The organism is Noviherbaspirillum pedocola, assembly GCF_016632335.1.
Taxonomy (GTDB): Bacteria; Pseudomonadota; Gammaproteobacteria; order Burkholderiales; family Burkholderiaceae_D; genus Noviherbaspirillum_A; species Noviherbaspirillum_A pedocola.
Genome location: NZ_JAEPBG010000004.1, coordinates 19,412 through 33,058 on the forward strand (window position 1 = coordinate 19,412; position 13,647 = coordinate 33,058).

Below are 13,647 nucleotides of genomic sequence, written 5' to 3' on the forward strand. Positions count from 1 at the left end.
GGGTTTTACCCACCCTACGCAAAGCATAAAAAGCACAGGAGACCGCATGAGCGACACCAAGAAGCCGCTGCGCCGCAGCCAGGCGTGGTTCGGCCGACAGGACCGGGATGGCTTCATCTACCGTTCCTGGATGAAGAACCGCGGCATCCCGCATGACCAGTTCGACGGCCGGCCCGTGATCGGCATCTGCAATACCTATTCCGAGCTCACGCCCTGCAACTCGCATTTCCGCCAGCTTGCTGAGCAGGTGAAGATCGGCGTCTGGGAAGCGGGCGGCTTTCCGCTCGAGTTTCCTGTGATGTCGCTGGGCGAGACGATGCTGCGTCCGACTGCGATGCTCTTCCGCAATCTGGCCAGCATGGATGTCGAGGAATCGATACGCGGCAATCCCATCGACGGCGTCGTTCTGCTGATGGGCTGCGACAAGACCACGCCGTCGCTGATGATGGGCGCGGCCTCGTGCGATCTGCCGACCATCGGCATTTCCGGCGGCCCGATGCTCAACGGTAAATACCGTGGCGGCGAACTCGGATCGGGCACGGGTGTGTGGCAGATGTCCGAGGAAGTGCGCGCCGGCCGCATGGCGCAGGAAGAATTCTTTGAAGCCGAGAGCTGCATGCATCGCTCGCATGGCCATTGCATGACCATGGGCACCGCTTCGACGATGGCCAGCATGGTCGAGGCGCTGGGCATGAGCCTGCCCGGCAATGCAGCGATTCCGGCAGTGGACGCGCGGCGCAATGTGCTGGCGCGCGAGTCGGGCCGACGCATCGTGAAGATGGTGGAAGAAGACCTGGTGATGTCGAAGATCCTGACGCGCAAGGCCTTCGAGAATGCGATACGGGTCAATGCCGCCATCGGCGGCTCGACCAATGCGGTGATCCATCTGCTGGCCATCGCCGGACGCATCGACGTTCCGCTCGCGCTGGAAGACTGGGACCGCCTCGGCCATGAACTGCCCTGCCTGCTGGACCTGCAGCCGTCAGGCAAGCACCTGATGGAAGACTTCTACTATGCGGGCGGGCTGCCAGCGCTGATCCGCGAACTCGAAGGGCTGATCCACCAGGATGCCCTTACCGTCAACGGCAAGACGCTGTGGGACAACTGCCGCAATGCGCCGAAGTGGAACAGCGAAGTGATCCGTACGGTCGAAGAACCATTCAAGGCGCACGCCGGAATCGCGGTATTGCGCGGCAATCTATGCCCGGATGGCGCGGTGATCAAGCCGTCGGCAGCCACGCCGGCGCTGCTGAAGCACACCGGCCGCGCGGTGGTCTTCGAGAACAGCGAACACATGCATCAGCGGCTCGATGACGAAAGCCTGGATGTCGACGAGAACTGCGTGCTGGTGCTGAAGAACTGCGGGCCGAAAGGCTATCCGGGCATGGCCGAGGCCGGCAACATGCCGCTGCCGCCCAAGGTACTGAGAAAGGGCATTACCGACATGGTGCGCATTTCGGATGCGCGCATGAGCGGCACCGCCTACGGCACCGTGGTGCTGCATGTCGCGCCCGAAGCGGCGGCGGGCGGCACGCTGGCGCTGGTGCGGGACGGCGATATCGTCGAACTCGATGTCGAAGCGCGCCGGCTGCATCTGCATGTGTCGGATGAGGAACTCGCGCAGCGGCGCGCGGCATGGCAGCCGCCGAAGCCGCCGATGGAAGGCGGATGGCAGCGGCTGTATTTCGAACGGGTGCAGCAGGCCAACCTGGGCGCGGATCTCGACTTCCTGGTCGGCAAGCGCGGCGCCGGCATCCCGAAGGACAACCATTGAGGCGCGATTGATGAAGATCCTGATTACCGATTACGACTTTCCCGACATCGAACTCGAGCGCGCGCTGTACCGCGAAGCCGGGGTGGAGCTGGTCACCGCGCAATGCAGGACCGAAGAGGAAGTGATTGCCGCGTCGGCCGGTTGCCAGGGCCTGCTGGTGCAGTATGCACCGGTGAATGCGAAGGTCTTCGCGGCGCGACCCGAGATCCGCATTGTCAGCCGCTATGGCGCCGGCTTCGATACGGTGAACGTCGCCGACGCGAAAGCGCATGGCGTGTGGGTGGCGAATTCGCCGGACTACGGCGTCGGCGAAGTCGCCACGCATGCGCTGGCGATGACGCTGGCGCTGCTGCGCCATGTGGCCTTCTACGACCGCGACGTGAAAGCCGGGCGCTGGCACTACAGCAGCGCCGGCACGATGCGCCGCGTCGGTGACATGACGCTCGGCATCCTCGGCCTGGGCCGCATCGGCAAGCGCTTCGCACATATCGGGCGCAACAGCTTTGCGCGGGTGATTGCCTGCGATCCGTACATCATCGATGGCGACTTCCCGGCGTATGTGCAGCGGGTCAGCAAGGAAGAATTGTTCGAGCAGGCCGATGCCATCTCGCTGCATGTGCCGCTGAGTGATGAAACGCGCGGCATGGTGAATGCTTCGCTGCTGTCGCGCATGCGCTCGGGCAGCGTGCTGGTCAATACCGCGCGCGGCGCGGTGGTGAATATCGACGACCTGCTGGCGACGCTCGACGCAGGCAAGATCGACGGCGCCGCGCTGGATGTATTGCCGACCGAACCGCCGGAGACGAACGCGCGCATCGTGCAGCATCCGCGCGTGCTGCTCACGCCGCATGCGGCTTTCTATTCGACGGTGGCCGAGAAGGAACTGCGGCGCAAGGCGGCACAGAACCTGGTCGATTGGGATCGGCAAGGGCGGCCGACGTATGTGGTGGTGGAAGGAAGCGCATCGTAAATTGCCGTAGGGTGGGCGCAGCCCACGCGTTTCTTCGATCAAGCGCTGGCCGCGTGGGCTGCGCCCACCCTACGAATACATAAAAAAGATATCGGAGACAGACAATGGCAGCAGTACAGATACGCGCGGTACAAAAGCGCTTCGGCAGCACCCAGATCATTCGCGGCGTCGACATCGATATCGAGGATGGCCAGTTCACCGTGCTCGTTGGTCCATCCGGCTGCGGCAAGTCGACGCTGTTGCGTATGCTCGCCGGCCTGGAGGAAATCACCGAGGGCGACATCACCATCGGCGGCCGCGTGGTCAACAACATGCTGCCCAAGGAGCGCAACATCGCGATGGTGTTCCAGAACTATGCGCTGTATCCGCATATGACGGTGTACGACAACATGGCTTTCTCGCTGCTGCTGGCCAAGACCGACAAGGCCACGATCAGCACGCGTGTGGAACGGGCCGCCGAGATCCTCGGACTGCGCGAACTGCTCGATCGTTATCCGCGCCAGCTTTCCGGCGGCCAGCGCCAGCGCGTCGCCATGGGCCGCGCCATCGTGCGCGATCCGCAGGTCTTCCTGTTCGACGAGCCGCTGTCCAACCTCGACGCGAAGCTGCGGGTGCAGATGCGTACTGAAATCAAGGAAATGCACCAGCGCCTCAGAACCACATCGGTCTACGTGACCCACGACCAGATCGAGGCGATGACGATGGCCGATCAGATCGTGGTGATGCGCGATGGCGTGGTCGAGCAGCGCGGCAAGCCGCTGGAGCTTTACGACCATCCGGCGAATCTGTTCGTTGCCGGCTTCATCGGCTCGCCGGCGATGAACTTCATCCCGGCCACGCTGCGCAATCGCGGCGGCGCATCCACGGTGGAATTTGCCGATGGCAGCATGATGCCGGCGCCGCACGGGGTGACGGGTGCGGACGGACTAAAGGTGGTGTATGGCGTGCGTCCCGAGCATCTGTCGCTGGGTCGTCCGGGCTCCGGCCTGCAGAGCACGGTGGCGGTGGTCGAGCCCACCGGCGCCCATACCCAGGTCTATGCTCGCTTCAACGGCATCGAGCTGACATCGGTGTTCCGCGAGCGCCACGACTTTGCCCCCGATGAAATCATTCACCTGTGCCCGGACCACGCGCACACGCATCTGTTCGACGCGGAAACGGGCATGAGCCTGGCTGCGTGAAAAAGGGATAAAGAGGGAGAAAAGCTGTATCTAGAGTGCTGACCTGCAGGGACGCAAGTCCCGCCTAACGGAGGAGTTGGAGACATGAAGACGACAAGAAGAGAATTCATCGTATCGACCGCCGCGCTCGCCGCCGCATCCGCATTCGGCTTCAGCCCGAACGCGAGTGCCGCCGAGCCCCTGCGCTTTACCCCGGAAAAGGGCGCGAAACTCAGGGTGTTGCGCTGGAAGCGCTTCGTGCAGGGCGACGAAGACCTGTGGACCGCGAACACCAAGAAGTTCACCGAGCTTACCGGCGTTGAAGTGCGCGTAGACAACGAGGGCTGGGAAGACGTGCGACCGAAGGCGGCGGTAGCCGCGAACATCGGCAGCGGACCGGACATCATCGTCGGCTGGTTCGACGATCCGCACCAGTACCCGGACAAGCTGGTGGACTTGACCGATCTCGCCACCTATCTCGGCAACAAGTACGGCGGCTGGTACGACGTCTGCAAGACCTACGGCACGAAGGATGGCAAATGGATCGGCCTGCCGCTGGGTGTGGTCGGCAATGCCATCGTGTACCGCGAAAGTCATGTGAAGGCGGCCGGCTTCGACGGCATACCGAAAGACACGGCGGGCTTCCTGAAGCTGTGCCAGGCGATGAAGGCCAAGGGCACGCCGCCGGGCTTTGCGCTGGGCAAGGCGGTTGGCGACGGCAACAACTGGGCGCACTGGCTGCTGTGGTCGCACGGCGGCAAGCTGGTGGATGACAAGGGCAATGTGGTCGTGAATTCGCCCGAGACGGTCGCCGCGCTTGAATATGCGAGGCAGCTGTATCCGACCTTCGTGCCCGGCACGCTGTCCTGGCAGGATCCGTCGAACAACAAGGCTTTCATCGACGGCCAGATCAGCCTGACCGCGAACGGCATCTCGGTGTATTACTCGGCCAAGACCTCGCAGGATCCCAAGCTGCAGGAAATGGCGAAGGACATCAACCATGCGCGCTTCCCGATCGGCCCGGTGGGCAAGCCGACCGAGCTGATGCAGATCACGCAATCGATGCTGTTCAAGTACTCCAAGTATCCAAACGCAGCCAAGGCCTATCTGCAATTCATGATGGACGCGGATCAGTACAACCCTTGGATGAAGGCCGCGATCGGCTATGTATCGCAGCCGCTGAAGGCCTACGAGGCGAATCCGGTCTGGACCGAGGATCCGAAGCACACGGTGTACCGCGACGGCGCGGCCATCATGCTGCCCAACGGCTATTCCGGCCCGCTCGGTGTGGCCTCCGCGGCGGCGATGGCGGATTACATCGTGCTCGACATGGTTGCTGAGGCCGCGAGCGGATCGAAGACGCCGAAGGAAGCGGCAGAGCGCGCGGCAAGCCGCGCGGCGCGCTACTACAAGGCATAAAGCGGCACACGGCCGCACTGCGCGGGACGGCGTCTGAACACGCCGTCCCGCGCAGCCTGCTTCACTTTATTTGGATGAACCGATGAACCCGGATACCACGCTATCGCCGCCAGCGGCCAATGCCGCGGGCGCGCCGCCTTCGGCCCTGGCAAGACTGGCCAACAGCCGCAATGCGCTCGGCCTGCTGTTCATGCTGCCGACCGCGGCAATTCTGCTTGTCTTTCTGACCTACCCGCTTGGTTTGGGCGTCTGGCTCGGCTTTACCGATACCAAGATCGGCCGCGCCGGCGAATGGATCGGGATGGGCAACTACAGTTACCTTGCCGGCGACTCGGTGGTGCAGCTGGCGCTGTTCAACACGCTGTTCTATACCATCGTCGCCAGCATCCTGAAGTTCGCGCTGGGCCTGTGGCTGGCGCTGCTGCTGAACAAGAACCTGCCGTTCAAGACCTTCTTCCGCGCGATCGTGCTGTTGCCATGGATCGTGCCGACGGCGCTGTCGGCGCTGGCTTTCTGGTGGATCTACGATGCGCAATTCTCGATCGTCAGCTGGGTATTGATGAAGATGGGCATCATCCACGAGTACATCGATTTCCTCGGCGACCCCTGGCTGGCGCGCATGTCGACCATCATCGCCAACGTCTGGCGCGGCGTGCCTTTCGTCGCAATTTCGCTGCTGGCGGGTTTGCAGACGATCTCGCCTTCGCTGTATGAAGCCGCAGCGATCGATGGCGCCACGCCCTGGCAGCAGTTCCGCTATGTGACGCTGCCGCTGCTGACCCCAATCATTGCGGTGGTCATGACTTTCTCGGTGCTGTTCACCTTCACCGACTTCCAGCTGATCTATGTGCTGACCCGCGGCGGTCCGCTGAATTCGACGCACCTGATGGCCACGCTGTCGTTCCAGCGCGCGATACCGGGCGGCTCGCTCGGCGAGGGCGCGGCGCTGGCGACGATGATGCTGCCCTTCCTGTTGGCGGCGATCATGTTTTCCTATTTCGGGCTACAGCGTCGCGGCTGGCAGCAGGGAGGTGACAAATGAGTGGCGTAGTGGCACAGAAAGCGGCGCGCAAGGCGTCCAAGAACGACGGAAGCGGCGAAGCCTCGGGCATGGATTACCTGCAGTCGATGCCGCGGCGCTGGGTGACCGTCTACATACCGATGGCGATCTTCCTGTTCGTGTTGCTTTTCCCGTTCTACTGGATGGCGATCACCGCTTTCAAGCCGGATGCGGAACTGCTGTCGAGCTCGGGCAACCCGTTCTGGGTGATGGCGCCGACGCTGGCGCACTTCAAGAAGCTGATCTTCGATACGCCCTATCCATCGTGGATGTGGAACACGGTGGTCGTGTCGACGGTGTCGACCTTCGTGTCGCTGGCGGCGAGCGTGTTCGCCGCGTATGCGATCGAGCGCTTGCGCTTTTCCGGCGCCAAGCCGGTCGGGCTCGGGATCTTCCTCGCTTACCTGGTGCCGCCGTCGATCCTGTTCATCCCGCTGGCTTCGATCGTGTTCAAGCTCGGCCTGTTCGACACCCGCTGGGCGCTGATCCTGACCTATCCGACCTTCCTGATCCCGTTCTGCACCTGGCTGCTGATGGGTTACTTCCGTTCGATTCCATTCGAGCTGGAAGAATGCGCGCTGATTGATGGCGCGAGCCGCTGGCAGATCCTGGTGAAGATCATCCTGCCGCTGGCGGTGCCCGGACTGATCTCGGCCGGCATCTTCGCGTTCACGCTGTCATGGAACGAGTTCATCTATGCGCTGACCTTCGTCTCGTCCAGTGAAGTGAAGACAGTGCCGGTGGGCGTGGTGACGGAATTGATCGAGGGCGACGTCTATCACTGGGGCGCGCTGATGGCCGGCGCGCTGCTGGGTTCGCTGCCGGTGGCGGTGGTGTATTCGTTCTTCGTCGAATACTACGTGTCGGGCATGACGGGCGCGGTGAAGGAGTAGCACCACGTAAAGCCCCGCGGACCTTACGGCGCGTGGGGCAAGTTTGCGCCCGGGACTGGAGATTATCGCATCGGGCTATTCGATTGCTGGTCCGCCATCCGACAGCGTGCTGCCGTTGCATGGGTGGCTCATGGCGAATGCCATGGATCCGTTCACGGCACGATTTGCGCCGCGCCTGCGGCTTACGGCAGGCTGTGCCGTCGCGCCTCGCTCCATCCGTAACAGACCGCGGCGCGGAAATGTTCCCAATTGCTGCCGCGATGGCGCTTCTGCCAGCCGATGCGCGCCACTTCCTCGACCGCCTGCCATTCCTGCGTTGTATCCGACGCTTCCCAGATCAGTGACGCGCCATATCGGTAGGCCGGCTCGTAGATGCTGTAGCTGGCGCCTGTCGCTGCATAGCGTTGCTCGTAATGACGCTTGAATGCCGCGGTGAGCCCACGCCCGCCGGCCACGCGCGGCATGAAGCCACTGCCCTCGCTGCGCACTTCCGCGGCGCCAATTTGCGTCAGCGCCTGACGCACGACGCCGGGGTCAAGCATGTCGTCGAGCACCACCTTGATGGCGGCGCCGTCGTCGTGAGCGGAGTCCGCTGCTTCGGCTTCCGTGCTGAACAGGCGGAACAGGCGGGCCAGGCCCTGCGGTTCGGCGCGAGGCAGCGGATCGTCGATTTCGATGTCATCCGCGGCGACGCCTTCGGCCAGCAACAATGCGCGCGCCAGCTGCGCATCGGCAATATCACGAAAGCGTGCAACGACGGTCTGACTCATGGCGGTTCTCCTGCTTGTTGGCGTTTTTTGAAGATGAATACAGCCTAAACGTCTGGCCGATTGACCGGTATAGGAAAAGCGCGACACCGAATGTAGGAAATTGGCGGTGGGCCGCGTCGGCCAGCCGGAACGCTGAGGTTTGCGATAAAGCAAGCCAAATCGTTGTAAAAATCATATTATTGTGCTCAGGCATTCCTAACCTGAAGGTAAGAAAAAATGGACGACCAGACGACTTCCAGCGCTATGCATCGCTACAACCCGGACAACCTGCTGGACGGGGTCATTTCCCGTCTGAAGCTGAAGAACGACGCCGCGCTGGCGCGTGCGCTCGAAGTGGCGCCGCCGCTGATCAGCAAGATCCGGCATCGCCGGCTGCCGGTGGGCGCCTCGCTGCTGATCCGTATCCATGAAGTCACCGATCTGCCGGTGCATGAACTGCGCGCGCTGATGGGCGACCGCCGCCAGAAGTACCGCATCAGCGATATGCAGGGCAAGCCGAAGGAATAGTAAGCGAGCGCTTCTGCGCGACTGCGGCGAAACTGCGTGGCGGCCGCGTTCATGTTTCCGACGCTGTTCCCGACTCCTTTTCACAGGCGAGTGCCATAGCTCGCGTGAGCGCATGCAAGCCGGCTGGGCAGCATGGTAGGCTGCCTCGTCCGTTCACGGCATGCGTGTGCATGGACAGGCCCGCGCCGGTCCAATGCATCGGCGCGGTGATGCGGTCCACCGTGGGAGCGAGATCCATGAACAAGAAAGTGACGCGCCGTACCGTCGATCTGTCGGCGTATCCGGATCTGGTCGTCATACACCTGGGCATGCGCGTCCATGCGCTTGCCGGCCTAAAAACCCTGTTCGGCCTCGGACCGCGCATTGCCAAATCGGTGCAAGAGCAACCCGACGGCCTGCTGCTGCACGAGAACATGCTGTTCTCGCTGTTTCCTCCCCACGTCGGCATGCGCCAGTACTGGCGCGACTTCGATGCGCTCGAAGCCTGGGCGCGCTCCGAGCCGCACCGCGCATGGTGGCGGCAGTTCCTGCGCGATTCCGGTGGCACCGGTTTCTGGCATGAAGCCTATTTCCTGCGCGGCGGCATGGAAGCCGTCTACGACGACATGGCCATCGCTACCGGTTTCCTGCGCTTCGCGCCCTCGCTGGATGCGCGCGGCGCCATGTTCTCGGCGCGCGGTCGCGCACAGCGCGCCGGTCAGGCAGGCACGCCCGAACCGCTCGGGGAAGACGAGCTGTATTCCTGAGCGCCGTGCGGCCTGATCAGGTCTGCCGCTGCAGCATGATCGTGGACTGCCGCGGCTGTGCAGCGCGGGCGCGAAGCTGACCGCAGCCGCCGTCGACTTCCTGTCCGGCGGAATCGCGCAGCTTGGTCAGCACGCCACGTCGATGCAACTGCCGCGCGATCTCGCGACAACGCTCCCACGCCGGCCGCCGGAACGCCAGGTCCGGAATGCTGTTGTACGGAATCATGTTCAGCACCGCATACCTGTCCTTGAGCAGTGCAACGATGCCGTCGAGTTCATCGTCGCCATCGTTGACGCCTTCGAGCAGCGTCCATTGATATTGCACCGGATAGTGCGTGGCACGCGCATAGGCCTCCCCACGTTCGACGAGTTCGACCGGCGACATGCGCGGCGCGCGCGGCAGCAATTGCGCGCGCAGCTCCGGCTTGGTCGTATGCAGCGACAGCGCCAGCGCCGGCTTGACCACGCCTTGCGGCAGGCGCTCGAACACGCGCGCATCGCCGACGGTGGAAAACACCAGATTCTTGTGCCCGATGTTGCCTTCGCTGCCGAGCAGATCGATGGCGTCCATTACGTTGTCGAGGTTGTGCGCCGGCTCGCCCATGCCCATGAACACCACCTTCTTCACCGCGCGCAGCGAACGCGCCAGCGCTACCTGCGCGACGATTTCACCGCCGGTCAGCTGCCGGATCAGTCCGCTTCTGCCGGTCATGCAGAACTGGCAGCCAACCGCGCAGCCGACCTGGGTCGACACGCACAGGCCGCCGCGCGGCAGCAGCACGCTTTCCACGGCCTGCCCGTCCGCCAGCCCGACCAGAAGCCGCGCCGAACCATCGTCGGTCGGATGGGAAGAGAGCAGCCGCACCAGACCTCCCAGCTCGGCATCGATTTGCGGCAGGGCCGCGCGCAAGGCTTTCGGCAGAAAATCCTCGGGCCGGCGCCGGCCGCCGTCATAAGGACGTCGCTGCAACCAATCGCGCAGCACACGCTGTTCATGGACGGGCAGCGCGCCCAGTGCCTGCAGACGCTGGCGGATCGATTCGATTTGCATGAAATGGGTCGGACTTCGCAGGCGCAAAGGCATACGGGAATTGCGGGGCCGCCATTATCCCGTGCATGGCTTCGGATGACCACGGCTTTTCGCGTGAGGATTTCGTCGCCTTTTGGGCGTTCAGCGCACTATTGAACAACACTTCGGCGAAAGCGCATGCGTTTTGTTAACACTCGCATAAGCTCCGGTGCTACAATTTCTGTACAGAAATACATTAGGAGGGCGTGTGTCTGCTCGATCCATAACTGCTTCCTGTGCGTCTCCACAACGCATGCTGTGCAGCGATTCACACGCGCCATACCGGCATACGCAATTCCTTCCAGCCTGACACCATGGACACCCTCCCGGACTCCGAGCAACAATCCAGCATGACCCTGCCTGCAGCGCCGCCCATGACGGACGCCGTGAAGACGCTGGTCTGGATGACCGACACCGTAGGCAACGTCACCTATCTGAGCCGGGACGTGCGGCATCTGTTCACCTCGGGCACCACGCTTTCCTTCGCTGCTTACATGCAGTCGGTGCATCCTGACGACCGGCAGCGGGTCATGGAAACCTTCGGCCGCGCGACCGTGATGCGCGAGGAATTCCAGATCGATTACCGTGTCATCGGCGCCGATGGGTCGCTGCACTGGGTAACCGGTTCCGGCGCGCCGCGCTTCGATGCGCACGGCGAATTCAGCGGCTACACGGGCGCGCTGCTCGACGTGACGACCCGCTATGAAGCCATAGGTCGCCTGGAGAAGAGCGAAGCGACGCACCGGCTGCTGACCGAAAACAGTTCCGATTTGATCAGCCACCATGCCGCCGACAGCGGCATCTTCCTGTTCGCCTCACCCTCCTTCGAACGCATACTCGGTTTCGATGCCGAGGAGCTGGTGGGCAAACGCTCCGCCTACGAATTCGTGCACCCCGAGGATCGGCTGCGCGTAGACGCGGAAATCGCCCGGCAGATGCGCGAAAGCAGTTCGGGCAGCGTCGTCGAGTTCCGTGCGCGCCACAAGAATGGGCAATACCTGTGGATGTCGACTAACCTGAAGCTGCTGACCGACCAGCTCACCGGTGAAAACACCGGCGCCGTGGCCGTCACCCGCGACATCAGCGCCGAGCGCCAGACGCGCGAAGCGCTGCAGCAATCGCGCAACGAAATGTATTCGATGCTGGAAAGCATAGGCGAAGCCTTCTACGCGATCGACCGCGACTGGCGCATTACCTATGCCAACCGCAAGGCGGCCGACTTCGTCGGCATCGCGCCGAACAGGGCCATCGGCAAGCGCCTGCTTGATGTCGCCCCGGAACTGCTCGGCACGCCGATGCACCAGTATTTCCAGCAGACGCTGGACACCCGCGAAAAAGCCTTTTTCGAAGCCTACTGGGAGCCGCGCGATGCCTGGGCCGAAGTGCGCGTCTATCCGAACGATGACGGCCTGTCGATCTATTTCCATGACATCAGCGCCAGGCGCAAGGCGGAAAACGCGATGCGCACCAGCGAGCAGCGCCTGCGCGAAGTGATCGAAATGACGCCGGCCGGCTATCTGCTGGCCGACGGCGATGGGCAAATTCAGGAAGTCAATCCGGCGCTGTGCCGTATTTCCGGCTACGAGCGGGAAGAGCTCGTCGGCCGCAAACTGGACTCCCTGTTTGCCACCTCGCCATGGGACCGTAGCGCCTACACCGCGCACGGACCCGCATCGGCACAGGGACAGGAGGCGATCATCCGCCACAAGTTCGGCAATGAGGTGCATGTGCTGTTCAACGGCAGCATCAAGCGCGACGAACTGGGCCAGGCGCTGTCGCTGACGGCCTTCCTTACCGACATCACGGCGCGCAAGCACATTGAATATCGGCTCGAACACCTGGCAACGCATGACACGCTGACCGGCCTGCCGAACCGCGCCCTGCTGACCGAGCGGCTGCAGCAAATGCTGGCGTTTTCGGCGCGGGACACGACGATTGGCGTATTGTTCGTCGACCTTGACCGCTTCAAGGAGGTCAACGATTCCTTCGGCCATCAGCCCGGCGACGTGCTGCTGTGCGAGGTGGCGCAGCGCTTCCGTCATGCGCTGCGTCCCGGCGACGTGATCGCGCGCCTGGGTGGCGATGAATTCATGGTGGTTGCCCATTGTTCGGAAGGACGGAGCTCCGCAGCCGCCATCGCGGAAAAGCTGCTTGGCAAGCTTGCCGCGCCTATCGATATCGGCGCGCAGCATGTGTTCATCAGCGCCTCGATTGGCATCAGCATGTTCCCCGAACACGGCGGCACGCGCGAGACGCTGTTTCAGAGCGCGGATACGGCGATGTACCAGGCAAAAGGCGCTGGCCGCAACATCTATCGCTTCTTCGAGCCGGAAATGGGCGTGGCCGCGCGCACCCGCATGACACTCGAACTCTCGCTGCGCCGCGCGCTTGGCGGAGAAGAATTCGAGGTGTACTACCAGCCGCGCGTCGATTTGAAAACCATGACCGTGATCGGCATGGAAGCGCTGCTGCGCTGGAATCATCCGGAGCTGGGCCAGGTGCCGCCGATGCAATTCATCCCCTTGGCCGAGGAAAGAAATCTGATCAGTCCGATCGGCCACTGGGTGCTGCGCCAGGCGTGCCGCGACACGGTAGACCTGATGCGCAAGCTCGGCCGGCCGTTGCGGGTCTCGGTGAACCTTTCGGCGCGTCAGCTGCGCAACAGCGCGCTTCCCGCGGAAGTGCAGGCCGTGCTGGACGAAACCGGCTTTCCAGCGCCGCTTCTCGAACTGGAGCTGACCGAAAGCGCGCTGGTGGAAGACATCGAGCATTCGGCGCATCTGCTGCGACAGCTGAAGGACCTGGGCGTAAAGATTGCAGTCGACGATTTCGGCACGGGTTATTCCGGCCTGGCTTACCTGCGCCGCTTCTCGCTCGACGTGCTCAAGCTGGACCGGTCGTTCGTGATGCAAAAAGAAAGCCATACCAGCCACTTCGACTTCATCAAGGCCTTCGTCGACCTGGCGCATGCGCTGAAGCTGTCGGTGGTGGCCGAAGGCGTTGAAACCGATGACACCCTGCAGTTCCTGTGCAGCACCGCGTGTGATGAAGCGCAGGGCTATTTCATCGCACGGCCGATGCCGCTGGCGGCGCTGATCCAATATTTGCGCAGTCCGTCGCTGCTGTCGAAGCAGGACACGCTTTCCTTCAACTGAGCGGGGTGCGTGGAGGCTGGCTTAGCGGCCAGAGGCGAGTTGAGATCGCTTCCTTGTCCCATACGGGCAAGCGCGCATCGTGCTCGACTCGCCCTACGGCATTCAGCGAAGGACTGGCTCGTCA

Annotated in this window: 11 protein-coding genes; 9 read left to right on the forward strand and 2 right to left on the reverse strand. The window is 63.0% G+C overall.

Going from position 1 to position 13,647, the window contains the following annotated elements; translation table 11 throughout:
- Nucleotides 1-46: 46 nt before the first annotated feature.
- The 6 genes from JJB74_RS11085 to JJB74_RS11110 all read left to right on the forward strand — a co-directional run bounded on the left by JJB74_RS11085 (nt 47) and on the right by JJB74_RS11110 (nt 7,276).
- Nucleotides 47-1,774 (forward strand): IlvD/Edd family dehydratase, encoded by a 1,728-nt coding sequence (locus tag JJB74_RS11085; RefSeq protein ID WP_200591940.1) that lies wholly within the window; start codon nt 47-49, stop codon nt 1,772-1,774.
- A gap of 10 nt (nt 1,775-1,784) precedes the next feature.
- Nucleotides 1,785-2,744: a C-terminal binding protein gene (locus tag JJB74_RS11090; protein WP_200591941.1), complete on the forward strand. Its 960-nt coding sequence runs from the start codon at nt 1,785-1,787 to the stop codon at nt 2,742-2,744.
- Nucleotides 2,745-2,848: 104 nt separating this feature from the next.
- A complete protein-coding gene (locus JJB74_RS11095) occupies nt 2,849-3,925 on the forward strand; it encodes an ABC transporter ATP-binding protein (RefSeq protein WP_200591942.1) in 1,077 nt (358 codons plus the stop codon).
- 84 nt (nt 3,926-4,009) lie between these two features.
- Complete coding sequence (locus JJB74_RS11100) at nt 4,010-5,323, forward strand: ABC transporter substrate-binding protein (protein ID WP_200591943.1); 1,314 nt, start codon at nt 4,010-4,012, stop codon at nt 5,321-5,323.
- A gap of 190 nt (nt 5,324-5,513) precedes the next feature.
- Nucleotides 5,514-6,365, forward strand: a complete 852-nt coding sequence (locus JJB74_RS11105) for a carbohydrate ABC transporter permease (protein ID WP_234484144.1) — start codon at nt 5,514-5,516, stop codon at nt 6,363-6,365.
- A 68-nt stretch (nt 6,366-6,433) separates the two neighbouring features.
- Entirely contained in the window at nt 6,434-7,276 is an 843-nt protein-coding gene (locus JJB74_RS11110; RefSeq protein WP_200592306.1) for a carbohydrate ABC transporter permease, read from the forward strand.
- Between the two features lie 182 nt (nt 7,277-7,458).
- Here JJB74_RS11110 and JJB74_RS11115 read toward each other — a convergent pair whose 3' ends face one another.
- Nucleotides 7,459-8,046 (reverse strand): hypothetical protein, encoded by a 588-nt coding sequence (locus tag JJB74_RS11115; protein ID WP_200591945.1) that lies wholly within the window; start codon nt 8,044-8,046, stop codon nt 7,459-7,461.
- A 216-nt stretch (nt 8,047-8,262) separates the two neighbouring features.
- Between JJB74_RS11115 and JJB74_RS11120 the strand changes: the two genes are divergently transcribed.
- Together JJB74_RS11120 and JJB74_RS11125 are read left to right on the forward strand one after the other, a co-directional pair.
- Complete coding sequence (locus JJB74_RS11120) at nt 8,263-8,553, forward strand: hypothetical protein (RefSeq protein ID WP_200591946.1); 291 nt, start codon at nt 8,263-8,265, stop codon at nt 8,551-8,553.
- 236 nt (nt 8,554-8,789) lie between these two features.
- The gene (locus tag JJB74_RS11125) at nt 8,790-9,299 is read left to right on the forward strand and encodes a monooxygenase family protein (RefSeq protein WP_200591947.1); all 510 of its coding nucleotides are present in this window, start codon (nt 8,790-8,792) and stop codon (nt 9,297-9,299) included.
- 16 nt (nt 9,300-9,315) lie between these two features.
- Here JJB74_RS11125 and JJB74_RS11130 read toward each other — a convergent pair whose 3' ends face one another.
- Nucleotides 9,316-10,350, reverse strand: a complete 1,035-nt coding sequence (locus tag JJB74_RS11130; protein WP_200591948.1) for an RNA methyltransferase — start codon at nt 10,348-10,350, stop codon at nt 9,316-9,318.
- A 368-nt stretch (nt 10,351-10,718) separates the two neighbouring features.
- Here JJB74_RS11130 and JJB74_RS11135 point away from each other — a divergent pair, with 368 nt between their 5' ends.
- Nucleotides 10,719-13,523 carry an EAL domain-containing protein gene (locus JJB74_RS11135; protein WP_200591949.1) on the forward strand — a complete coding sequence of 935 codons (2,805 nt, stop codon included), beginning with the start codon at nt 10,719-10,721 and terminating at the stop codon, nt 13,521-13,523.
- Nucleotides 13,524-13,647: the final 124 nt, after the last annotated feature.

Coding starts and splice junctions, on each gene's coding strand:
- JJB74_RS11085 (WP_200591940.1), top strand. CDS start 47: ATGAGCGACACCAAGAAGCCGCTGCGCCGCAGCCAGGCGTGGTTCGGC.
- JJB74_RS11090 (WP_200591941.1), top strand. CDS start 1,785: ATGAAGATCCTGATTACCGATTACGACTTTCCCGACATCGAACTCGAG.
- JJB74_RS11095 (WP_200591942.1), top strand. CDS start 2,849: ATGGCAGCAGTACAGATACGCGCGGTACAAAAGCGCTTCGGCAGCACC.
- JJB74_RS11100 (WP_200591943.1), top strand. CDS start 4,010: ATGAAGACGACAAGAAGAGAATTCATCGTATCGACCGCCGCGCTCGCC.
- JJB74_RS11105 (WP_234484144.1), top strand. CDS start 5,514: ATGCTGCCGACCGCGGCAATTCTGCTTGTCTTTCTGACCTACCCGCTT.
- JJB74_RS11110 (WP_200592306.1), top strand. CDS start 6,434: ATGGATTACCTGCAGTCGATGCCGCGGCGCTGGGTGACCGTCTACATA.
- JJB74_RS11115 (WP_200591945.1), bottom strand. CDS start 8,046: ATGAGTCAGACCGTCGTTGCACGCTTTCGTGATATTGCCGATGCGCAG.
- JJB74_RS11120 (WP_200591946.1), top strand. CDS start 8,263: ATGGACGACCAGACGACTTCCAGCGCTATGCATCGCTACAACCCGGAC.
- JJB74_RS11125 (WP_200591947.1), top strand. CDS start 8,790: ATGAACAAGAAAGTGACGCGCCGTACCGTCGATCTGTCGGCGTATCCG.
- JJB74_RS11130 (WP_200591948.1), bottom strand. CDS start 10,350: ATGCAAATCGAATCGATCCGCCAGCGTCTGCAGGCACTGGGCGCGCTG.
- JJB74_RS11135 (WP_200591949.1), top strand. CDS start 10,719: ATGACCCTGCCTGCAGCGCCGCCCATGACGGACGCCGTGAAGACGCTG.